Origin of the sequence: Allostigmatella hybrida (assembly GCF_020103775.1) — a bacterium.
In the GTDB taxonomy this organism is placed as follows: Bacteria; Myxococcota; Myxococcia; order Myxococcales; family Myxococcaceae; genus Hyalangium; species Hyalangium aurantiaca.
Genome location: NZ_JAHXBH010000010.1, coordinates 190,605 through 210,941 on the forward strand (window position 1 = coordinate 190,605; position 20,337 = coordinate 210,941).

Sequence of the window (20,337 nt, forward strand, 5' to 3'; positions counted from 1 at the left end):
ATGGGGAGGGAGTCATGGGCGTGGATGCAATGACGTTGTACCGGATGGCGCGCAAGCTGCACCTTCAGAGGGTTCCGCTGCTGCCGAACCTGCTGCGCAAGGCCATCTACTATCTGCACAGCTCGCACATCCCGTTCGAGGCGGAGATCGGCGAGGGCACGCAGGTGGGGTACGGCGGCATCGGCGTCGTCATCCACAAGGCCACGAAGATGGGCCGCCACTGCCTCATCTCCCAGCAAGTCACCCTGGGGGGCCGCTCGGGCCTCGAGGGCGCTCCGGTGATTGGTGACTACGTGCGCATCGGGGCCGGGGCGAAGATTCTCGGCAACATCCACATCGGGGACTTCGCCGTCATCGGCGCCAACGCCGTGGTGCTCAAGGACGTGCCCGCGGCCACGGTGGTCGCCGGGGTGCCGGCCCGCGTCATCCGCCAGGATCCGGATCCGCTCACCACGTACCAGCGCGAGATGGGGCTCCTGCCCCGGATCAAGGAACGCGCGAACACGGCCAAGGACTCGCTTCAGTAGGGAAGGCCGGGTGTCATGCGAGTGCTCCTGATTGGGGATTACCCGCCGCCGCACGGTGGGGTGGCGGTTCACGTTCAACAACTTCATCAATTTCTTCGCGGCCGAGGCCTCGAAGCGAAGGTTCTGGATATCGGGAAGGGTGGCCGGCCGGCTCCGGACGTGCTTCCCGTCCAGTCCCTCGCGGGGTTTGGCCTCCGGCTCGCGGGATTCTTGAGCGCTGGGTGGACGGTGCACGTCCACACCAGCGGCAACAACCCGAAGTCCTGGCTCCTGGCCGCCGCGGCCGGGGTGCCCGGGCCCCGCTCGCCGCGGGTCATCACCCTGCACTCGGGGCTGCTGCCCGGCTTCCTCGCGGGCGCGCGTTCCCGGCGGCTGCTGGCCCGTGCGGCCCTCTCGGGCTACGCGCGGGTGGTCGCGGTGTCCCCCGCCATCAAGGAGGCGCTGGTGGACTGCGGGGTGGCGGAGGAGAAGATCCTCGTGGTGCCGGCCTTCTGCGCCTCGCAGGTGAAGCCGGGGCCCGTGACGGCCGCCGTGGCGCAGGCCCGGGCGCGGCGCAAGCCGCTGCTGGTCATGGCCCACCATCCCTCGCCCGTCTACGGGCGGATGTTGATGTTCCGCGCGCTGCGGCTGATCGCCAATGAGCGTCCGGACGTGGGGCTTGCCGTCTTCGGCCCGGGCACCCAGGCGCCGGAGTTCGTCCGGGATGCGCGCGAGGCGCGGGTGGCCTCGCTGCTGGAGGACCTGGGCGAGCTGGAGCATGACGAGGCGCTCGGCCTGATGTCGCGGAGTGATGCGTTCATCCGGCCCACCACGCACGACGGGGACTCCATCTCCGTGCGCGAAGCGCTGACGCTGGGGGTGCCCTGCGTGGCGAGCGACGTGTGCACGCGGCCGGAGGGGACCTATCTGTTCCGGGCCGGGCAGGCGCCGGAGCTGGCCCAGCGGGTGCTGCAGGCGCTCGTGGAGGGGCCCGCGCAGGTGAGCTCGCCCGACGCGGGGCCCGTGTTGCTCGAGCTGTATGCGGCGCTGGCGGCCTCGCAGCCCGCGGATGAACGGCCCATGGCGGCCACGTACTGACCTTTTCAACCTTCGCAATTTCGGAAACAGGAGATGGAACATGCGGCGCACTGAAGACATGGATCTGGCTCGCCGGGCCCTGCGGGGACGGGATCTGGTCGTCTTCTCGAACGACTGGGACGGCGATCCGCTGTCCAAGGTCCACATCATGCGGATCCTCTCCCGGGAGAACCGGGTGCTCTGGGTCAACAGCATCGGCAACCGCGCGCCCAAGGCCAACGCGCACGACCTCCAGCGCATCTGGAAGAAGCTCTCGTCCTTCACCGAGGGCATCCGCGAGGTGGAGCCGAACCTCTTCGTCCTGGCGCCCCTGGCCATCCCGTTCTACGGCTCCGAGGTGGTGCGCGGGGCGAACCGGGAGCTCTTGCGGCTCCAGGTGAAGAACGCGATGCGCAAGCTGCGCTTCCACCGGCCCATCTCGTGGTCCTTCCTGCCGGCCTCCGCGCCCGTGTCGGGCACGCTCGGCGAGGAGTTCGTCGTCTACCACTGTGTGGATGAGTTCTCCGCGTTCAGCGACACCAACGGCCGCCACATCGCGGAGCTGGAGGAGCGGCTGCTGCGCCGCGCGAACCTCGTCATCACCTCCGCCGAGCGCCTGCGCGAGAACAAGGCCAAGGTGAACCCCAACACCGTGCTGGTGCGGCACGGCGTGGACTTCCATCACTTCGTGAAGGCGTGCGATGCGTCCACGCCCATCCCGGAGGACATCGCGAACCTGCCCAAGCCCATCATCGGCTTCTTCGGGCTGATGGCGGACTGGGTGGACCAGGAGGCGATGATCGCCACCGCCAAGGCGCACCCCGAGGGCTCCGTCGTCGTCATCGGGAAGGTGGCGCCCGACTGCGACGTCTCCAAGATGAAGGAGGTGCCCAACATCCACTTCCTGGGCCGCAAGCCGTACTCGAGCCTGCCGGGCTACAGCCGCGCCTTCGATGTGGCGCTCATGCCCTTCACCGTCAACGAGCTGACGCTCAACGCCAACCCGCTGAAGGTGCGCGAGTACCTGGCCGCGGGCCTGCCGGTGGTCTCCACCGACATCCCCGAGGTGCGCAAGGTGGGGCTGTGCAAGATCGCCACGTCCACCGAGGACTTCGTGCGCAAGGTGGATGAGTGCCTCGCCGAGGGCCCGGGACCGGACCGCACCCGCGCCGAGCGCATCTTCCACGAGAGCTGGGATGCGCGCGTGGAGGAGATCCGCGCCTTCGTGGGCGAGGCGATGATCAAGGCGGGCCGGGGCCTGTAGCAGCGGCAGGCCCTACTCGGGTGAGAAGGACGCGCGGCCGGTGATGACATCCTCCAGCCGCGCGTACCGGGCCGCGATGCGGGCATAGTCCCGCGGCGTCACGGCCGGTTGATCCAGCGCGCGGGCGAGCTGCGCGCGGGCTTCCAGGTAGTGCGGGGCCGGGAGCCCACAGCGCTGTTCCAGCAGGCGCGCGGCTTCCTCCTCGGAGAGCGTGAGCGCGATGCCCAGCCGCTCGTGCATGAGCTGGCGCAGGCCGTGGGCCAGCTCGGGCAGCAGCTCGCGCTCCACGCGGGAGCGCCGTGCGAGCCACCCCATCGAGCGGGCGTACTCCACCGACGAGCGGTGCCGCACGGGCTGCAGGGGCCTGGGGGCCCCGAAGCGCGTGCCCCGCGACACCGCGTACAGCAGGCCCACCGCCAGGCACTGGAGTGCGAACACCCAGATGCCCCGGGACAGGGGCGGGGGCGGCGCTGCGGCGTGGTGGAACTCGTCGAAGCGCAGCGGCCCCCGGGCGGCCAGTGCCTCCCAGAAGCGCAGGTTGTCCAGCAGCTCCAGGCGCCGGTTCTCCGCGAGGTCCGCCCCCGCCGCCACGTACACCTCGCCCTGGCCCAGGCCCAGCCGCCACAGCCCCACGGCGTTCTCCAGGCCCGCGAGCGGCACGGCCTCGGGCTTCCCCACCGTGACGCCTCGGTCCCGGGAGACCCGGAGGTTCTTCACCCCGGACACCGCGCCCGCCGGGAGCCACACGTCCAGGGTGGTGCCCCCCAGATCCTGCGTGTCCGAGGGCAGGCCCCGCTCCCGGGTGGGCAGCAGGGGGCCCTGGCCCAGCTCCAGCCACAGGGACAGCGCGGGCTGGCCTTGATCCTTCTCGTGCGAGACGAGGACGACGAGCGTTCCCCCGCCGCGCACGAAGCGCTCCAGGGCTGCCACCTCTTCGGTGCTCACGGTCCGGGCCTGGGGGGCGGGGAGGACGAGGGTCCGGGTGTCCGGGGGCAGCGACTCCAGGGAGTCCCGATGGGCCTCCACCGGGGCACCGCCCTCCTTTAGATAGAGGTACAGCGCGCGCAGCCCGAGCGGGCCCGGGTTGTCCACGGAGGGCACCGTGGACTCGGGGGGCGCCTGCCGCACGACGAGCCCCAGCGCCGCCGCGAGCGTGATGAGCAGGCCGAAGAACAGGGCCGTGCGCAGGTTCCTCATGCCGGGGCTCCCGGCGGCGAGCGGTGCAGCCGCTCCACGTCTTCCACGAAGCGGGCGGCCTCCTCGGCGGGCACGGGGGACAGCGAGTAGAACGTCTGGTCGTACCAGCGCGTCAGCCGCTCCACCTCCTGGACGAGGGGGGCGGGGGCGCCGCGGGCGGGCAGCTCGGCGGCGAGCTCACGGTTCGTCTTCACCCGGTCCGGACGCGCCAGGCGCCGCTCTTCCAGCGTGGAGAGCAGGGCGAGCAGCCCCTGGCGGATGGCCTCGCGCGGATCCGGGACGAGCGCCGCCCGGGCCCGCTGGAGGTGCTCGCGTGGGGAGTCGAGTTCGAGCGGGGAGGCGGCTCCGGCGGCAGCCACGGGGACCTGGGAGGGGGGGCGCCGCCAGCGCCGCAGCCGCAGCAGGCACCAGAGGATGACGGCCAGCGCCAGCCCCAGCATCACCGCCCGGGTGGCCACGGCGAAGCTCTGGGCCCCCCGGGACTGGAAGAAGCCGTCCATCCAGGCCTCCAGCTCCCGGAGCAGGCGCTGGACGAGGTCCGAGTTGCGGCGGCGGGCCTGGGCGAACTCGGGGCGGTCCAGGATGGCCTGGAGCCGGTCCCGGCTGCCCTCGGGGGCGGGCTCCTGGAGGGCCGCGGCGTCCTGGAGCGCACAGGCTTCCTTCAGCCGGACGGCCACCGTGTGGGCCCGGGCCTCGGGGGGCATGTCCTCGGGGAGGCTCAAGGGGAGGCCTCCCGCGCGCGCCGCGAGTTCCCTCATGAGGGCGGTGGCCTCCTCCGGAGGGGCCGTGGCGAGCGCTTCGAGCCGCTGCGCGCCGTCCCGCAGGTCCGTGCAGGGCAGCGAGGCCAGGAGCAGGGGCAGGGCGAAGGTCAGCACGGGGCGCTCACGGAGGGCATCAGGTGGTGGGGCGGGGCGCGTCGAGGCGGCGCTCGAGGTCCAGCCCTTCGCGGCGCATCCGCATGTCCAGGTAGAACATGGCGGAGAAGACGAGCGCGAGCGGCGTGAAGAGCGACTGGCCCACCACCTGGAACAGCTCCACGGGGACGAGGAGCGTCTGGGGGATGGGGTTGGCCGCCACGGAGGCCGGATCGAACGGGTTGGCGTAGGAGAGGCGGACAATCCACGCGGGCAGCCCGGAGACGAAGCTGATGGCGATGAGGATGCCGGACATGACGGTGAGGAGGATCATCGCCCGGACCTTCACGAGGCCCAGGAACCCGGCCTGGACGCGCCCGGAGATGAGCCGCCCGGAGCGCCGGAAGGCGGCCACGGCGCCCAGATCTTCCATGGCGAACACCGGGGCCAGCAGCGAGAAGCGCAGGAAGTACCAGAGGATCGCGGCCAGGAAGCCGAGGAAGGCCAGAAGGGCCCCGCCCGAGAGCAGCACGATGCCCACGAGGCTGGAGGCCCCCGCGCCGTCCCGCGCCACCAGGAACCCCACCCCGAGCAGGACCGCGCCCGGGAGCACCATGAGGAGCACCGCGCCCAGGGCCCAGAGCTGGGACAGGAAGTAGGCGCCCGTGAGGGGAACCACCTGGGCCCAGCCCCGCCGCAGGCCGTCGGAGGGCCGGGCGTTCTCCCCGAGCTGGTGGGGCACCACGTAGCGGGTGACGGCCAGGGTGGCCAGCCAGTAGTTCCAGATGAGCACCAGCCAGAGCGCCGAGGAGGTGGCCAGCACGACACCGGCCTCCCCGAGCACGGCGAAGGGATCGCTCTGGATGGCGGCGTTGTCCTGGAGCAGGGCGGTGCTGCGCTCCAGGGAGAGCACCACGGTCTTGGTGAGGATGTAGTTGACCAGCTCGAAGCCGAAGCTCAGCAGGAACAAGGGCTTGAGGTGGGCGCGCCAGAACGTGGCCGAGCGGTCGATCATCTCGCCGAGGGCCAGCGGACGCGGCTCCTGGATTCCAGGGAAGGGCTTCACGGGAGGCGCAGCATACGTGTCCCCTGGCTGTCAACGCACACGGATCTAATGAAGTCAGGGCGGATCCCGCTATAGTCCGCTTATGTTCATTGCCCTCCGCCCGCTCGCCGCCTCGGCCCTGGCGTTGATGCTGGCCCTGCCCGCCGCGGCGGCCGAGCCCTCTTCTTCCGCTTCCGCGCCGGGGGTTCAGGTCCCCACCGTGGATGCCCCCCGGCGCTCCCCCGAGCCCTTCCTCCGGGGCCACCGCTATGCCTTCGCCGCGGGCGGCGCGCTGCTGCTGGGCGGAATCGGCGTGGGCTTCTTCGCGCGTGGCGAGGCACGGCGGGCCGACAGCCTGGAGTCGGCCCGCGAGGCCAGCTCGGCGCTGCACCGGGCGCGCGCTGCCTCCGCGACCGCCAACGTGATGTACGGGGTCGCCGGGCTCACCCTGGCGTACGGGCTGCTGCTGGAGTTCCTCCCCGAGCCCGCTGCGGATGCGGCGAGCCTCACCTACCACTTCTGAGAGCGCCCGTGGACGCAAGGTCGAGAGGTGGTTTTCTGGTGCTCGCCACCGTGCTGTCGGTGGCGGGGTGCATCATCTCCCAGGATGAGGCCGTGAACCGGGCGTGCACGTCCAACACGGACTGCCCCCAGGCGTACGCCTGCATGGAGCTGGGCGCGCAGCGCACGTGCGAGCTCATCTATCCACCCTCCGTGGACGCGGGGCCCGGTGACGGTGGGCCCGCGGATGGAGGCCCTGGTGACGGCGGGGTGGTGCCCACGTATTGCGATGTGCAGCCCATCCTGAATGCCTCCTGTGTGTCGTCCTGCCATGGCGCGGACAACAGCAGCAGCGGCCAGAGGGGCTTCCGCCTGGATTACTACGAGCCCGAGGACGGCGGGGTGAAGGGCGCCAAGGCGATGGCCGACCGCATCAAGGCCCGGACGTTTGATCTGCGCACCATGCCGCCTGGCAGCTTCAGCCCGCAGCCCACCGACGCCGAGCGCGCGCGGGTGGCGCAGTGGGTGACGGGCGGCGCACTGCCTTGTGCCCCGGATGGAGGGGGGAACTGAAGCCATCATGACAAGAGCCGTTACGAGTCTGTGCGTCAGCGCCGCGATGTTCCTCGCCGGCTGCTCCATCTCGGTGACCGACTTCGCGGGGAAGACCTGCGCGGCCGCCCAGGATTGCCCCGACCCCTACGTGTGCGTCGCGGTCCGTGCCGGGGCCGGGCGGACGTGCGAGTCACTGGGACTGCCCGACGTCGCCGATGGCGGCACCGAGCCGCCGGATGGCGGGGACGGGCCCGTGCCCACCTGGTGCAAAGACATCAAGCCCATCATGCTGGCCAACTGCGTCTCGGGGTGCCATGGCGAGGTGACCACCGGGAGCGGCCAAAGCGATTTCCGTCTGGACTACTACGAGGTGGCGGGGGGAACGCCCGCGGGGGCCAAGGCCAAGGCCGAGCGCATCAAGCTCCGCACCTACGACTTCCGGAACATGCCCCCGCCGGGGCTTCCGGCCCCCACCGACGCCGAGCGGGAACTGGTGGCCCGCTGGGTCCTTGCAGGCGCGCCCGAGTGTGACGGCGCCTCCGATGGGGGGACCGGCGGACCCTGAGCCCGCGCCAAGGCCCAGGCGGCCCCTCCAGCCCCCGGCCGCCTGGCTGCTTCCCCTGAGACGCCTCGCCCCTTCTGGCAAGCGCTCCTCAAGTCCGATTCAGGCCCCCACTTTCTGCCCACAACCGCTGGGGGGCCCTCGCTCCCCGGCTCGGCACAAAAGGGGAGCATTTCATGCGGAAGCTCATGATTGCGGTGGCCACGGTCACGGGGTTGGCTCTGACGGCGGGATGCAGCAAGCGCAACGAGGCGCAGGACGAGCGCCAGGACCTGGCCCAGGCCCAGCAGGAAGCCCAGAAGGACATGGCGGAGATCCGCCAAGAGGCGGCCGAGGACCGGGCGGACATCCAGCGTGAGGAGCAGGAAGAGGTGGCGGAGGCCCAGCAGGACGTCGCCGAGCAGCGCCAGGACGTCGCCGAGGCCGACAGCGCGCTGGCCGCGGAGTCCGGCAGCCTGGCGGCGGGCTCCACCGTCCAGGGCCGGGTTCAGTCCACCCTGGGGAACTCGCTGGTCCTCATCGTCCCGGGCAACGCCAACGCCGAGCTGAAGCTCAAGACGGACGACAAGACCCGCGTGACGGAGAACAACCGCGCGGTGGAGCTGGATGACTTCAACGAGGGGACCGAGGTGCGCGCCTCCTTCGTGAAGGACGGGGACGACATGGTGGCCCGTGACGTCGTCATCCTCTCGCCCGTGATGGACAAGTAGTCCCTCGGGCAACGCGACGGGGCAGTTCCCAACGGCTCCCGCTTCGGCGGGGGCCGTTTTTCGTGATGTCTGCCCCCGCTGGTAGGGTGAAACCCATGAGGTTCACCCCCGTTTCCCCAGCCAGGTATAACGCCCCTCCAAGGCGGCATGCGATTTCTGGTAGGATGCGGGGCGCCATACCTGTAAGGTTGGCATGCTCTCCCCGCCGTCCCACGCGCGGCTTTTCGTGTGTCTATCCAAGGAGTGCGCGAGATGTCCCGACCCCCCGAGCAGTCCCCGTCAAACCCCGTCATCCTCTTCTCCGCTGGCGCCACCTCGTACGAGCTCATCCAGTACCTGGGTGACAGCAACAACGCGGAGGTCTTGCTGGCGCGGCGCCGCTACGCCGACACCCTGGGCAGCGCGGTGCTCATCAAGCGGCTCCAGGGGACCCGAAGCGCCGTTGACCGCGCGAGGCTCCTGGAGGAGTTCCAGCTCATCATCCAGCTTCACCACCCGTGTATCGCCCAGGTTTACCTCGTGCGCATCATCGACGGGCTGCCCCATGTCGTCATGGAGCACGTGGAGGGCAGCTCGCTGGAGACGCTGCTGAGCTGTGCCGCCATGCGGGGCCGGCCCCTGTCCGAGCCGTTCGCGGCCTACGTCATGGGGGAGGTGGCCGATGCCCTGCACCATGCCCACACGCTGCGCAACCGCCAGGGCCCCCTGGGCGTCATCCACCGGGATGTCGGCCCCCGGAACATCCGGGTGAGCAGCCGGGGCCGCGTGAAGCTCACCGACTTCGCGGTGGCCTTCTCGAGGATGGAGGGGCGCATCGCCACCGTGGGGCCCCTGCTCAAGGGGGACATCGCCTACTCGGCGCCGGAGTACCTCCTGCTCCACCCGCTGGATGCCCGCTCGGACCTGTTTTCCCTCGGCGTGGTGCTCCTGGAGCTGGTGACGGGCAAGCACCTGTTGGACCTGGAGGAGGTGGAGCTGGCCATGCGGGGGGCGGGGCCTCCCACGCCGCTGCAGGCCGCGCTGCACAGCGAGGAGCAGAGCTGGGTCAACCCGCCGCAGATGGCCATGCGCATGGAGCGCTTCCGCCCGGAGCACGTGGAGCGGGCCACCCGGGACGTCTCCCCCCCCATGCGCGCCATCATCCAGCGGCTGCTGCGGCGCAACCCGGCCGAGCGGTTCCAGACGGCCCTGGAGCTGCGCAACGAGCTCTGGCACTTCCTTGGGGGAACCGGGCGCTGCTATGGCCCCCGGGACGCGGAGCAGGAGGCCGCCGAGGTTCACGCCGAGGCCCTGGAGCGCCATGGCGGCGCCCAGCTTCCCGATTGAGCCGGCGGATGCCTTGTCCCCCGGAGGCCGAGGCCTGAAACTGCACCGCATGAGCGACGTGAACGAACTCCATCGGCGCTGGTGCATCGCGGACGGTCATGCGGATTCGCTCATGTGGAACCGCGATCTGTGTGTCCGGTCCAAGGAGGGGCACGTGGACTTCCCCCGGCTTCACGAGGCCGGGGTGAAATTGCAGTGCTTCACCCTCGTCACGCGGGGCTTCCCGTTCGTGGGCGGCTTTCCCGTGTTCGCCGCCTGGCGAGGCTGGCCCCGGCAGGCCCGCTCCAGCGAGTGGCACCGGGCCCTCTGGCAGATTGAGCAGTTGGAGGCGTTCTGCGGCCGCTCCGAGGGGCGCGTGGCGGTGACCCGCACCGGGGCGGCCCTGGAGGAGAACCTCGCGCAGGGGCGCCTGTCGGCCATCCTCGGGGTGGAGGGGGGCCATGCGCTGGAGGGGCAGGTGGCGCGCATCGCGGAGCTGCACGCGCGCGGGGTGCGCTTCATGGGGCTCACCCACCTGTCCAACAACGCGCTGGGCGGCTCCTCGTTTCCCATGATGGGCAACCGGGGGCTCACCCCGCTGGGGCGCGAGGTGGTGGAGGAGATGACGCGCGTGGGCATGAGCGTGGATGTGGCGCATGCCTCCGAGCGCACCCTGGAGGAGCTGTTCACCCTGTCGCCCTCGGTGCGGTTCTTCTCCTCGCACACGGGCGTGCGGGGCGCGGGCGGTGGGTGGCGCAACCTCTCGGATGCGTCCTTGCGGTGCATCGCGGAGCGGGGCGGGGTGGTGGGCATCATCCTCGCGCCCGTGTACCTGGGAGGGGACACCCTGGAGGATGTGGCCCGGCACATCGAGCATGCGCTGAGCGTCATGGGGGAGGAGGGGGTGGCGATTGGCTCCGACTATGACGGGATGGTGGCGCTGCCCAAGGGCATGCGGGACGTGACGGACCTGCCCCGCCTCACCGAGGTGCTGCTGCGGCGCCACCCGGAGGCCCGGGTGGAGCGCATCCTGGGGGGAAACTTCCGGCGGTTCTTCCGGGAGACGCTCGGCGGTTGACCGGCCTCGCGCCGCCCGTGATAGTCGGCCTTCGCATGAACCGATTCCGCGCGCTCCTTTCGCTGGTGGGCTGTCTCCTTCTCGCCGGGTGTGGGGATGATCCCGCCGATGGGGAGTCTTGCGAGGGCGGCGGCTACGTGTGCGCCTCCAAGGCCGAGGCCCTGGAGTGCCGCCAGGGCCAGTGGCGGGCCATTCCCTGCCGGGGCTCGCAGGGCTGCCAGGAGTCGGGCGACACCATCCGCTGCGACACCTCCTCCAACCTCGCCGGGGACAACTGCGGCTCCAGCGCCGAGGGCCGGGGCCTGTGCCGGATCGACGGCCTGGCGGTGCTGGAGTGCCGGCTGGGGGTGCTCGTGGAAGCGGAGACCTGCCGGAGCTGCACCGCCTCCGGCGAACAGATCATCTGCGAGCAGTAGGCCCCCTGCGGCGCCCGGGCAGCGGGTCCGCCCTCCGGTTGGCGGGCTTGCCCCCCATGCCTACCTTCCCTTTGGGAGTGGGGAAGGGGGGCGGGTATGGTGGGGTGGACCCCGTGGGGGGTGTTGGTGTGGGTGTTGTCGGCGTGTTCGGTTCAGGACATGCCTTCCGAGCATTTCGAGCCTCCGGTGGCCGCGTCCGTGGCCTGGAGGCAGGCCGGGTTTGAAGGACCGGCGGTGCGGTTCGTTCGCGCCAAGGCCTCCGAGGCCAGGCAGGCCCGCCGGGGAGATGCCTCCTGGCGCCGCGGCAAGCCCGCGAAGCCCGAGGAGCTCGATGTCCACGTCTCCTTGAGCTCCGCGCAGTGGGGTGAGCCCGTGACGGTGAAGGTCTCGACGCCGGGCGCCGCGGACCTGCGCGTGGAGGTGTTCCGCCAGGGCTTCTACGGCGGCGCGGGGGCCCTCAAGGTGTGGGATGGCGGCTTGCGAAAGGCGGCCACGGCCGCTCCCTGTTCCCGGGTGCAGGACGTGGCCGTGCGTCCGTGTCCGGCGCAGGAGACGTTCTCCTTCACGGTGGAGAAGGATTGGAGCCCCGGGCTCTACCTGGTGAAGGTGACGCGCGCGGACGGCGTGCGGAGCCTGCACTCGCTGCTGGTCAAGGCGCGGCCGGCCGCGGCCACTCAGACTTAATCCGTCCACGAGCTTGTCAGACGCTCTCTCAGCGCACATCCCCCGGGGGATGTTCCTTGAACCACTGGGAGATGCCCTCCATCTCGGGCTCGAAGACGCCCGGGGTGAAGTTGATCATCCCTGCGCGCTGCTGGCTCCGGTTTTCGAAGTCGTGGGTCACCCCGCCAGGCACGAGCACGAAGGAGCCGGGGGGCGCATCGAGCCACTTCTCCCCGATCAGGATGCTCATCGTGCCTTCGAGGACGAAGAACACATCATCCTCCGGGTGCGCGTGCGCACCGGGGCCCTGGGTGTTCGGCTCGAGCCACCATTCGGAGATGGAGTAGGCCTGCGCCGTCTCGTCGCAGTCGGCCTTGAACATGGCGCTGATTCTTCCCATCGGATACTGACGCCCTCCACCGGGGGGCAGAACGATGGGCTTGCGCGTCGGTTTGTGCGTGGTCATGGGAGGGCCTTCCTTCGACTTGTTTAAACGGAGAGAGCACCCAGGAAGCGGTCGAGCACCGCGTTGAACCGCTCGGGTTGCTCCTGGTTGGCCAGGTGGCCCGCGCCCGGAATGACTTCCAACTGGGCGCCCGAGATGAGGCCCGCGAGCTGCGTCGCCCTGTCGAGCGGTGTCACCGCGTCCTGTTCGCCCACCACCACGAGCGCGGGGCCCGCGTAGCGCGCGAGGACATCTTTGCTGTCGTGCCGCAAGGCCATGCCCCGCTGGGCGGCCGCCACGGCAGCGGGGGAGGCTGCCCGCATCAGCGTGGCCACCTGCTGGCCCACGGACGAATCCGGCCCAGCGGCCACCAGGCGCGGCAGCAGGGTCTGCACGAGCGGCTCGATGCCCTTGTCCAGCGCCTCCACGGCGGAGGCCTCGCGGCGCGCCCGGCCCGCCTCGTCATCCGCGGTGGCCTGGGTGTCCGCGAGCACCAGCCCCCGGACCCGCCCCGCATCCTCGCGCAGGAGCGCCATGGCCACGTACCCGCCCATGGACACCCCGCCCACCACCGCCGTGTCGATCTTCAGCGCGTCCAGCAGCGCCAGGGCATCGCGCGCCAGGAGGGACATCTCCGAGGGCCCCGCGCCCAGGCCGCTCTGCCCGAAGCCCCGCTGGTCCGGGACGATGAAGCGGTAGCGCCCCGACAGCGCCGCCACCTGCGCGTCGAACGCCGCGCCACTCAGGGGAAAGGCATGCAGCAGCAGCACGGGCAGCCCCTGGCCCACGTCGCGGTAGCGCAGGGGGACTCCATCCACGGTCACGGTCAGCACGGGGGCCTCCAGGGGGCTCAGAGCCACTTCTTGTGTTTGAACCAGCCGACGAGCGCGAGCGGGAACGCCACGAGCAAGCTCCACATCGCGTAGTAGTAGCCGCGCCCCGAGAGCGCATCGAAGTTCTGGCCAAAGAAGCCGACGATGAAGGACAGGGGCAGGAAGAGGGTGGCGAAGATGGTGAGCTGCTTGGTGATGTCGTTCGTCTTGTTGGCCACCATGGACAGGTAGCCGTCCATGGCGTTGCCCAGGATGTCGCGCCCGGAGTCGATCTGCTCGTACACCCGGATGAGGTGATCGTACACGTCCCGGAAGTACAGCGTGGTGCGCTCTTGAATGAGGGGGATGCCGCCGCGCGACAGCAGCCCCACCACGTCCCGCTGCGGTGAGAGCACCCGGCGGAAATGCACCAGCATGCGCTTGAGCTCGAAGATGCGCTGGAGCTGCGCCCGGTCCGGCTGCTCGAAGATGGCCGTCTCCAGGTCCTCCAGCTCTTCGCTGAAGGCATCCAGGATGGGGAACTGCCGGTCCACGAGCGTGTCCGCCAGCATGTAGAGGATGAAGTCCACCCCGCGCCCGAGCGTCGCCGGGGGGTCCGCCTCCACGCGGCGGCGCACCTCGTCGTGGGCATCGAAGGGAAATTCGTGAACGCTGATGAGCCAGCCGGGCCCGAGGAAGAAGTGGTGCTCGTGTAGGGTCAGGTCGCAGATGTCCTTGCCGGTGGTGAAGCCCTGGAGGACGACGAAGTGGTGCTCGGGGTAGGCCTCGAGCTTGGGGCGCTGGTCCAGGTGGAGGCAGTCCTCGACGGCCAGCTTGTGGAGGCGGAAGCGCTCGGCGAGCCGGCGCATGCCCTCCTCCCCGGGGGTGAGGACGTCGATCCACTTGGTGCCGGGCTGCTCCAGGAGCTCTTCGCCCCCTGTGAGCACCCGGCCCTCCTGGAGGAGGCAGACCTGGACCTTCATGACACGGCTCTCCGGACTGGAAATATCGGCTCGCGTGCGATTGCTAGAACCAAACAGGGTGAGAAGTCGAGACCCCGGACGCACGGGAACCGTCTAGAGTGCCCGTCCGTGTCCGAAGAACCCTCCCTGGCCCCCCTCTCTCCCAGGCTCGAGCAGATCCTCCAGGCGCTGCCGGATCAGATCTTCGCGGACCGGCTGAGAAAAGTGTACGCCGCCGCCACGCAGGCCATCGCGCGGCTGAGTGACATGGATGTGGTGAAGTACGAGACGGACTCCACCGATGAGTCGGGGGCGGACCTGTCGCTGTGGGAGGCGATGGCGCCCGTCATCCGGGACACGGTGGTGGACGTGAACGCGCTGCTCGCGGTCATCCGCCAGCAGTTCCCCGGGCCGCAGGCAGGGACGCCGCCGCCGGTGGCGCCCACGGCGGATCAGCACAAGACGCGCAACGCCGCGGCCTCGCTGCGGCAGGCCATGGGCCAGGTGGCGCAGGAAGTCACCCAGCTGGGCGAGGCCATGCGCAACCCCTCCGTGGTGTCCGACCGGTGGGTGCTGCTGGCGGAGATCCAGAAGTTCCGCACCACCTTCCGGGAGCAGATTGGGGACCTCGTCTACAACTCCATGAGCCAGCTGGTGGACGTGGCCCGCAAGGAGGTGGTGCCCGGGTACGAGGGGGACGTGAAGGCGGCCATGACGGTGCGGGCCATCGTGGCGGACCTGACGCGCATCATCGCCGTGCGGCTGGACAAGGTGCGCGAGGCCGAGGCCGAGGACATGCAGTGGAATGCCCAGCAGCTGCAGAACGAGCTGGACGCGTTCGGCCGGACGGCGGCCTACCGGGGGCTGCGGGCCCAGGACAAGCGGCACATCATCGAGCTGCGGGGCCAGGTGGGCCGGCTCGCCGCCGCCTCCACGCTGACGAAGGCCGAGCTGCTGGAGCCCCTGGAGGCGCTGGATGCCCTGGTGCGCTCGCTGTCGGCGGTGAACCAGCGCAAGGTGCTCATCATCAATGACCGCGAAGTATGGGCGGTGTGCGGCGTGAGGCTGGAGCGGGCGCAGGGGTTGATGGGGACGGATCCCGCCGGGGCCGCGCGCTTCCTGGCCGAGGCGGTGATGGTGGCGCAGTCCCTGTATGGGCGCGACCCGGGCCTGGACGTGTTCCTGCGCAAGACGCGCAAGGTGCCGCTGAACACCCTGTCGGGCCCGGAGCTGCGCTCCACGCTGGAGACCCTGCAGCGGTTGCTGGCGAACCTGGGGGGGATGTGACGGCGCCTTCCCGGCCGCGGCCCCTCCGGGAGGCAGGACTCTCCCAGGTGGAGGGGGTGTTCACGGACGTGGATGGCACCCTCACCACGGGCCACCGGCTGCGGGCGCAGACGGTGCGCGCGCTGGAGCGCCTGTCCGAGGCGGGCCTGAAGGTGGTGCTGGTGAGCGGGCGCCCGGCGGGGTGGGGCGAGGCCTGGGCCCGCACGCTGCCCGTGGACGGGGTCATCGTGGAGAACGGCGGGCTCTTCTTCTTCCGGAAGGGGGGGCGCCTGCGCAAGGTGTACCTGGAGGCCCCCTCGGAGAGGGCCGCGAACCGCCGTCGCCTGCGCTCGGAGGTGCTCCGGGTGCTCAAGCGGGTGCCTGGCGCCCAGCTCTCCTCGGACAGCGCGTACACCGAGGTGGACCTGGCCATCGACTACAACGAGGAGGCCCGGCTGGGGGATGCCGCCGCAGGCCGCATCGAGGCGCTGCTGCGCGAGCGCGGGGTGACGGCGGTGCGCTCCTCGGTGCACGTGAACTGCTGGCTGGGGCGGTTCGACAAGCTCATCGCGACGCGCCGCTTCGCCCGGGAGGCCTGGGGCCAGGCCCTGCGGCCGGACGGCGGCCGCTTCGTCTATGCCGGGGATTCTTTCAACGATGCTCCGATGTTCCAGGCCTTTGCCCTCAGCGTGGGTGTGGCCAATGTCCGGAGCGTGCTAGACCGCATCGAGGCGCCACCGGCCTTCATCACCCGGGCCGCCGAGGGACGCGGGTTCGAGGAACTGGCCCGTGCCATCCTCGTCCAGCGGGACCGCCTTCAGGAGTGACACACCGTGAACGTCGTCAGACTCGAACTGGCCCGGGGCCTCGGGCGCCACCTGCGCGCCGGCCATCCGTGGGTGTTCCGCAAGGCCCTGGAGCAGGTGCCGAAGATTCCCGCGGGCAGCGTGGTGGACCTGACCGAGGGCGGGAAGTTCGTCGCGCGGGGCTACTTTGATCCGCACTCGGCCATCGCGGTGCGCGTGCTCACGCGGGACTCGCGGGAGACCATCGACGCGGGCTTCATGGCGCGGCGGGTGCGCCAGGCGCTCGCGGAGCGGCGCTCGCTCATCGACTTGACGGACACGGACAGCTTCCGCCTGTTGCACGGCGAGGGGGATGGGCTGCCGGGCGTGGTGGTGGACCTGTACGCGGGCTACGCGGTGCTCAAGCTGTACTCGGCGGGGCTGACGCCCTACCGCCACCTGCTGGTGGAGGCCCTCAAGGCGGCGCTGCCGGAGCTCAAGGGCATCATCGGCCGGGATGAAGTCGCCCGGGACGACGTGGAGGACGAGGACGGCCGGGGCACGGGGCGGATGCTCTACGGCGCGCAGGCCCCGGAGCTCATCCCCATCCGCGAGCGGGGCGCCACCTTCCTGGTGGATGCCTGGCGCGGACAGAAGACGGGCTTCTTCCTGGATCAGCGGGAGAACCGCTTCCTCATCCGCCGCCTGGCGAAGGACCGGGACGTGCTCAACTGCTTCTGCTTCAGCGGCGGCTTCTCGGTGAACGCGGCGCTGGGCGGGGCCAAGAGCGTCTTCTCGGTGGACCTGGACCCGGATGCCATCGCCCTGGCGCGGGAGAACTTCACCCGCAACGGGCTGCCCGCCGAGCGCCATGACTTCCTCGCCGCGGACGTCTTCAAGATCATCCAGTCCTTCAAGGACGAGGGGCGCACCTTCGATCTGATCATCCTGGACCCGCCAGCGTTCGCGAAGAGCCAGAAGGCGGTGCAGGCGGCCCTCGATGGGTACGCCTCGCTCAACCGTCAGGCGCTGGCCCTGCTGAAGCCGGGCGGCTTGCTGGCCACGGCCTCCTGCTCGGCGCGCGTGAGCCCGAACGACTTCATGGGGGCGGTGCGGGAGGCGGCCTTCAAGGCGGGCGTGGACCTGGCCCTGGTGGAGGAGCGCTACCAGCCGCCCGACCACCCGGTCCGCCTGCAGTTCCCGGAAGGCAAGTACCTGAAGTTCTACGTGCTGGGCGCGGTGTAGGCCGCGCCGCTCAGCGCTTCTCCAGCTCCTCGGGGTGGAACACCCGGGAGGCCACGCGGTCCAGCACCTCGCGGTTCCACCGGAGGCTGGCCTTCATCAACCGGCGCATCTCCTTGGCGAAGGCGCGCTCGCCGGGGACTTCCGTGTAGGTGCGCGAGAGGAACAAGCCCCGGTTCTCGGGCTCGTAGTCCACCGTGCCCCCGCCCGCGTCCGTGCCCTCCTGGGCCTCGGCCTCGAAGCCCGCGATGACGCCGGGCTTGGGGGGCTGGCGGAAGCGGTACACGAGGGCGCTGCACTCCAGCGCCTTCGTGTCCTCGTGCCACTCGAAGTAGAGCTGGGCCCCTCCGGCGGCGAGCCCCCCGAAGCCCTGGGCGTTGATGCCCGGGCTGATGGGGGACCCCTCGGAGTGGATGAACGTCTGCACCAGCTGCTGCGCCAGCTCCCGCGTCAGGGGAATTCCCGCGGGAGCGGCGGGCCCGAGGCCGGCCACCCAGGACTTCAGGAGGCCCGCCAGGCCACTGCGAGGGGCAGTCGCCATCGCCAGTCCTAGTTACCCGTCCGGGCCTGGTCGAACGGCACGCGCTGGTTGAGGTACACGGACTCGAAGTTGTGGGCCCCGATGGGGTTCAGGTGGAACTCGTTGAAGTGACGCACCACCGAGCCCTTGCCGCCGTCGGCCACCGGGTTCCAGGAGTCCGGAACCGGGCCGAGACCGAAGAGACCCGGCACCGGGTCACCGCGGTTGACGTAGTGCACGTAGTTCGGGCCGTCCGGGTAGCGGGTGGCCGCGGCGCCGAACGTCTCCACGTTGATGTGGCTCATGGCCTGCTGGGCATCCGCCTGGGACATCCCGTCTTCAACGCGCAGCCGGTTGTAGACATCGCCCAGCGCGCGGCTGGAGATGAGGCCGCCCTGGCTGTGCGCCATCAGGTGCACGTTCCGGCCCGCCTTGATCTCGTTGTAGAGCGTGTCCGCCAGGGTATCCACGGCGGGGTTGGTGCCCTTGTCCAGCTTGTCCTTCACGCACTGGGCCAGGTCCGCGCCCATGCCCTCGGTGGCGTTGTGGATGCCGATGACGCGCGCGCCGGTGGTGTCCGCGATGGCCTGCAGGCTGTTGGCCTGGGCATCCTTCGTCGTGTTGATGCCGTTGACGTAGAGGACGGTGTCCGTGGCGTTCGGGTTGTTGCGCGGGGTGACGGCGGGCACATCGCTCAGCGCGGTGTCCGGGGAGAACGTCTGGCCGCCGGCGCCGACGAACTGCCCGTCGTGCACGCGGTCCGGCTGGTTGCCACCGCCGAAGAAGCCCTGAACGGCCTGAGTGCCCTTGACGGCGGCGTTCTCGAAGCCATCCACGAACTGGTTGACGCGGCGGCCACCCTCGGCGGCGACGCCGCGGGCCTGGTCGACGACGTTGCCAACGGTCTCTTGCGCACGATCAATCGTCCGCTCGGCGCCGGTGCGCACCTGGTTGATGAGGTTCCGGCCACGCTCGATGGGATTCATGGGGACTCCAAAGAAATCAAAAGAAAGAGGACTGCTTCAGGAGGGATTGTCGCCGCCCAGCGAGGAAAGTTGCTTTCCCGGTGTGCGACGGGGTGCGTCAGGAGGGGAGGGCGGGGCTCAGCCCTTGAAGACGCGGGAGGCCACGCGGTCGAGCACCTCGCCGTGCCACACGAGGCTGGCGCGCATCAGGCGCTTCATCTCCGCGACGAAGATGGTGTTGGGGGGCGCCTGGGTGAAGGTGCGGCTGAGGAAGAGCGACTTGTTCTCGGGCTCGTAGTCCACGGTGCCGCCGCCCGTGTCCGTGCCGGACTTCTCCTCCTGGTGGAAGCCCTCGAGGATGCCGGGCTTGGGGGTGTCCCGGAACTTGTGGATGAGCGCGCTGCACTCCAAGGCCTGCTCCGTGTCGTGCCACTCGAAGTAGAGCTGCGCGTTCTCGATGGCGACTCCGCCGAAGCCCTGGGGGTTGAGGCCAACGCTCTGGGGTTGGCCGGTCTCGGCGAGCAACGCCTGGGCGAGGCGGACCGCTTCGTCTCGGGTCATGGGGTCTCGGTCTCCGGGGACACGAAAAGGTTTCGCCGTCTACATTAGCAGACCTCCGGGGGAAGCCAGCCGCCCACCCCCAAGGCCCTTTTTCCCCGCCACGGCGTGGATCAAAAGACCCCCCTTTCCGCAGGGCTGGGGCCCCTCCCTCCCGAGGGGACCGTCCGCCTGCGGAGGATCACCCCAGGATCATTTCTGGATCAGAAAATGCGGTTTTTCTGAATATTTGTTCAGTGGGTCTTGAAGGACTCAGCATGCCGGGCGGGTGGGGCCCTCTTAAGGTGTCGGGACATGGTCCAGAAAGGTCAGTTTCTTGAGCGGTCCACGCTCATCCCGGTGGGCAAAGAGGTGATGGAGGGGACCGCGCACCGGGGGGCGAAGCGGCCTCCGTTGCTCATCCTGCCTCCCCGGCCCGAAGAGGGTGGGGGCATGGATCACGTCATCGCCGCGGAGCTGGCGTGGGCCGCCGCGACGGCGGGCTTCCCGACGCTGCGGTTCAACTACCGGGGTGTGGGCGGAAGCCAGGGCTCGGTGGGCGCTGGGGAGGCACTCGTACAGGACGCCGAGGCGGCCATGCGCGTGCTGCTGGAGAACGCCCAGAGCGCGCACCTCGCGGTGGCCTCGCTCCATGGGGGCGCGCAAGTGGCGCTGGAGCTGCTCGCGCGCCATCCGGCCGTCGGGGGCGTCTGCCTGGTCGCCCCCGTGGATGTGCCGCCCGCGGCGCTGGCCAAATTGGACCGCTCCCTGCTCGTGGTGGTGGGAGACGAGGACAAGCGCCTGCCCCGGGCCTCGCTGACGGCGGCGGTGGGGAAGTCCTCGCGGGGAGAAATCGAGGTCATCGACGACGCGGGGGCCAACTTCCAGCGGAACCTGCCTCAGGTGGGAAAGGCCCTCTCTGGATGGCTGAAGCGCCTATCCGGCGAGTGACCGATGCCGTACAACCTCCCGGTTTCACTGAACTTTAAGAGGGCAGGGGCGTTTGCCTGCCAGCCCGCAGAGCGGTCAGACTGTGCTTTAGGCCCAATCGTTTCGCCACGCGTTCGTAG

General features: G+C 70.2%; 24 protein-coding genes. 15 read left to right on the forward strand and 9 right to left on the reverse strand.

All coding sequences use genetic code 11. The annotated features are described in order from the left end of the window. The first annotated feature begins 14 nt into the window (after positions 1–14). From KY661_RS18585 to exoP, 3 genes are read left to right on the forward strand one after another with little or no spacing between them, the layout of a single operon-like run. On the forward strand, positions 15–527 hold the full coding sequence (locus KY661_RS18585) for a serine O-acetyltransferase (RefSeq protein WP_225411471.1): 513 nt from the start codon (positions 15–17) through the stop codon (positions 525–527). A gap of 15 nt (positions 528–542) precedes the next feature. Beyond that, positions 543–1,604, forward strand: a complete 1,062-nt coding sequence (locus KY661_RS18590) for a glycosyltransferase family 4 protein (RefSeq protein ID WP_225411472.1) — start codon at positions 543–545, stop codon at positions 1,602–1,604. Positions 1,605–1,644: 40 nt separating this feature from the next. Further along, entirely contained in the window at positions 1,645–2,847 is a 1,203-nt protein-coding gene (exoP, locus tag KY661_RS18595) for a spore coat polysaccharide biosynthesis glycosyltransferase ExoP (protein ID WP_225411473.1), read from the forward strand. 12 nt (positions 2,848–2,859) lie between these two features. On the opposite strand, the gene KY661_RS18600 is transcribed toward exoP, so the two are convergent. From KY661_RS18600 to KY661_RS18610, 3 genes are read right to left on the reverse strand one after another with little or no spacing between them, the layout of a single operon-like run. Then, positions 2,860–4,044, reverse strand: a complete 1,185-nt coding sequence (locus KY661_RS18600; RefSeq protein ID WP_225411474.1) for a DUF4350 domain-containing protein — start codon at positions 4,042–4,044, stop codon at positions 2,860–2,862. After that, positions 4,041–4,919 (reverse strand): DUF4129 domain-containing protein, encoded by an 879-nt coding sequence (locus KY661_RS18605; protein ID WP_225411475.1) that lies wholly within the window; start codon positions 4,917–4,919, stop codon positions 4,041–4,043. The genes KY661_RS18600 and KY661_RS18605 overlap by 4 nt, the downstream gene beginning before the upstream one ends. 19 nt (positions 4,920–4,938) lie before the next feature. Next, positions 4,939–5,964 (reverse strand): hypothetical protein, encoded by a 1,026-nt coding sequence (locus KY661_RS18610; protein WP_225411476.1) that lies wholly within the window; start codon positions 5,962–5,964, stop codon positions 4,939–4,941. 82 nt (positions 5,965–6,046) lie between these two features. Between KY661_RS18610 and KY661_RS18615 the strand changes: the two genes are divergently transcribed. From KY661_RS18615 to KY661_RS18650, 8 genes are all read left to right on the forward strand, one after another. Next, entirely contained in the window at positions 6,047–6,466 is a 420-nt protein-coding gene (locus KY661_RS18615) for a hypothetical protein (RefSeq protein ID WP_225411477.1), read from the forward strand. A 38-nt stretch (positions 6,467–6,504) separates the two neighbouring features. After that, positions 6,505–7,017: a hypothetical protein gene (locus tag KY661_RS18620; protein WP_225411478.1), complete on the forward strand. Its 513-nt coding sequence runs from the start codon at positions 6,505–6,507 to the stop codon at positions 7,015–7,017. A gap of 7 nt (positions 7,018–7,024) precedes the next feature. Continuing rightward, a complete protein-coding gene (locus KY661_RS18625; RefSeq protein WP_225411479.1) occupies positions 7,025–7,564 on the forward strand; it encodes a hypothetical protein in 540 nt (179 codons plus the stop codon). A gap of 173 nt (positions 7,565–7,737) precedes the next feature. Further along, positions 7,738–8,271: a hypothetical protein gene (locus tag KY661_RS18630; protein ID WP_075011371.1), complete on the forward strand. Its 534-nt coding sequence runs from the start codon at positions 7,738–7,740 to the stop codon at positions 8,269–8,271. A 252-nt stretch (positions 8,272–8,523) separates the two neighbouring features. Then, positions 8,524–9,597 (forward strand): serine/threonine-protein kinase, encoded by a 1,074-nt coding sequence (locus tag KY661_RS18635; RefSeq protein ID WP_225411480.1) that lies wholly within the window; start codon positions 8,524–8,526, stop codon positions 9,595–9,597. Between the two features lie 49 nt (positions 9,598–9,646). Continuing rightward, entirely contained in the window at positions 9,647–10,654 is a 1,008-nt protein-coding gene (locus KY661_RS18640; protein ID WP_075011401.1) for a dipeptidase, read from the forward strand. Positions 10,655–10,689: 35 nt separating this feature from the next. Beyond that, on the forward strand, positions 10,690–11,070 hold the full coding sequence (locus KY661_RS18645) for a hypothetical protein (RefSeq protein ID WP_225411481.1): 381 nt from the start codon (positions 10,690–10,692) through the stop codon (positions 11,068–11,070). A gap of 159 nt (positions 11,071–11,229) precedes the next feature. Beyond that, a complete protein-coding gene (locus KY661_RS18650) occupies positions 11,230–11,754 on the forward strand; it encodes a N,N-dimethylformamidase beta subunit family domain-containing protein (protein WP_225411482.1) in 525 nt (174 codons plus the stop codon). Between the two features lie 28 nt (positions 11,755–11,782). Here the strand turns inward: KY661_RS18650 and KY661_RS18655 are convergent, their stop codons facing one another. Genes KY661_RS18655 through corA form a run of 3 tightly spaced genes read right to left on the reverse strand, consistent with a single transcriptional unit; the run spans position 11,783 to position 13,973 of the window. Next, entirely contained in the window at positions 11,783–12,199 is a 417-nt protein-coding gene (locus tag KY661_RS18655; RefSeq protein WP_225411483.1) for a cupin domain-containing protein, read from the reverse strand. A 23-nt stretch (positions 12,200–12,222) separates the two neighbouring features. Then, positions 12,223–13,011 carry an alpha/beta fold hydrolase gene (locus tag KY661_RS18660; RefSeq protein ID WP_225411484.1) on the reverse strand — a complete coding sequence of 263 codons (789 nt, stop codon included), beginning with the start codon at positions 13,009–13,011 and terminating at the stop codon, positions 12,223–12,225. Between the two features lie 17 nt (positions 13,012–13,028). Continuing rightward, on the reverse strand, positions 13,029–13,973 hold the full coding sequence (gene corA, locus KY661_RS18665; protein ID WP_225411485.1) for a magnesium/cobalt transporter CorA: 945 nt from the start codon (positions 13,971–13,973) through the stop codon (positions 13,029–13,031). A gap of 108 nt (positions 13,974–14,081) precedes the next feature. Here corA and KY661_RS18670 point away from each other — a divergent pair, with 108 nt between their 5' ends. From KY661_RS18670 to KY661_RS18680, 3 genes are read left to right on the forward strand one after another with little or no spacing between them, the layout of a single operon-like run. Beyond that, complete coding sequence (locus tag KY661_RS18670) at positions 14,082–15,239, forward strand: hypothetical protein (protein ID WP_225411486.1); 1,158 nt, start codon at positions 14,082–14,084, stop codon at positions 15,237–15,239. Further along, a complete protein-coding gene (locus KY661_RS18675) occupies positions 15,236–16,045 on the forward strand; it encodes an HAD-IIB family hydrolase (protein ID WP_225411487.1) in 810 nt (269 codons plus the stop codon). Before KY661_RS18670 ends, KY661_RS18675 begins: the two co-directional genes overlap by 4 nt. 6 nt (positions 16,046–16,051) lie before the next feature. Next, entirely contained in the window at positions 16,052–17,248 is a 1,197-nt protein-coding gene (locus KY661_RS18680; protein ID WP_075011362.1) for a class I SAM-dependent rRNA methyltransferase, read from the forward strand. A gap of 10 nt (positions 17,249–17,258) precedes the next feature. Here the strand turns inward: KY661_RS18680 and KY661_RS18685 are convergent, their stop codons facing one another. The 3 genes from KY661_RS18685 to KY661_RS18695 all read right to left on the reverse strand — a co-directional run bounded on the left by KY661_RS18685 (position 17,259) and on the right by KY661_RS18695 (position 19,291). After that, positions 17,259–17,786, reverse strand: a complete 528-nt coding sequence (locus tag KY661_RS18685) for a hypothetical protein (RefSeq protein WP_225411488.1) — start codon at positions 17,784–17,786, stop codon at positions 17,259–17,261. Between the two features lie 8 nt (positions 17,787–17,794). Then, a complete protein-coding gene (locus KY661_RS18690; protein WP_225411489.1) occupies positions 17,795–18,751 on the reverse strand; it encodes a hypothetical protein in 957 nt (318 codons plus the stop codon). 117 nt (positions 18,752–18,868) lie between these two features. Further along, entirely contained in the window at positions 18,869–19,291 is a 423-nt protein-coding gene (locus tag KY661_RS18695; RefSeq protein ID WP_225411490.1) for a type III secretion system chaperone, read from the reverse strand. 291 nt (positions 19,292–19,582) lie between these two features. On the opposite strand from KY661_RS18695, the gene KY661_RS18700 reads away from it, so the two are divergent. Next, positions 19,583–20,218, forward strand: a complete 636-nt coding sequence (locus tag KY661_RS18700; RefSeq protein WP_225411491.1) for a serine aminopeptidase domain-containing protein — start codon at positions 19,583–19,585, stop codon at positions 20,216–20,218. The last annotated feature ends 119 nt before the right edge of the window (positions 20,219–20,337 follow it).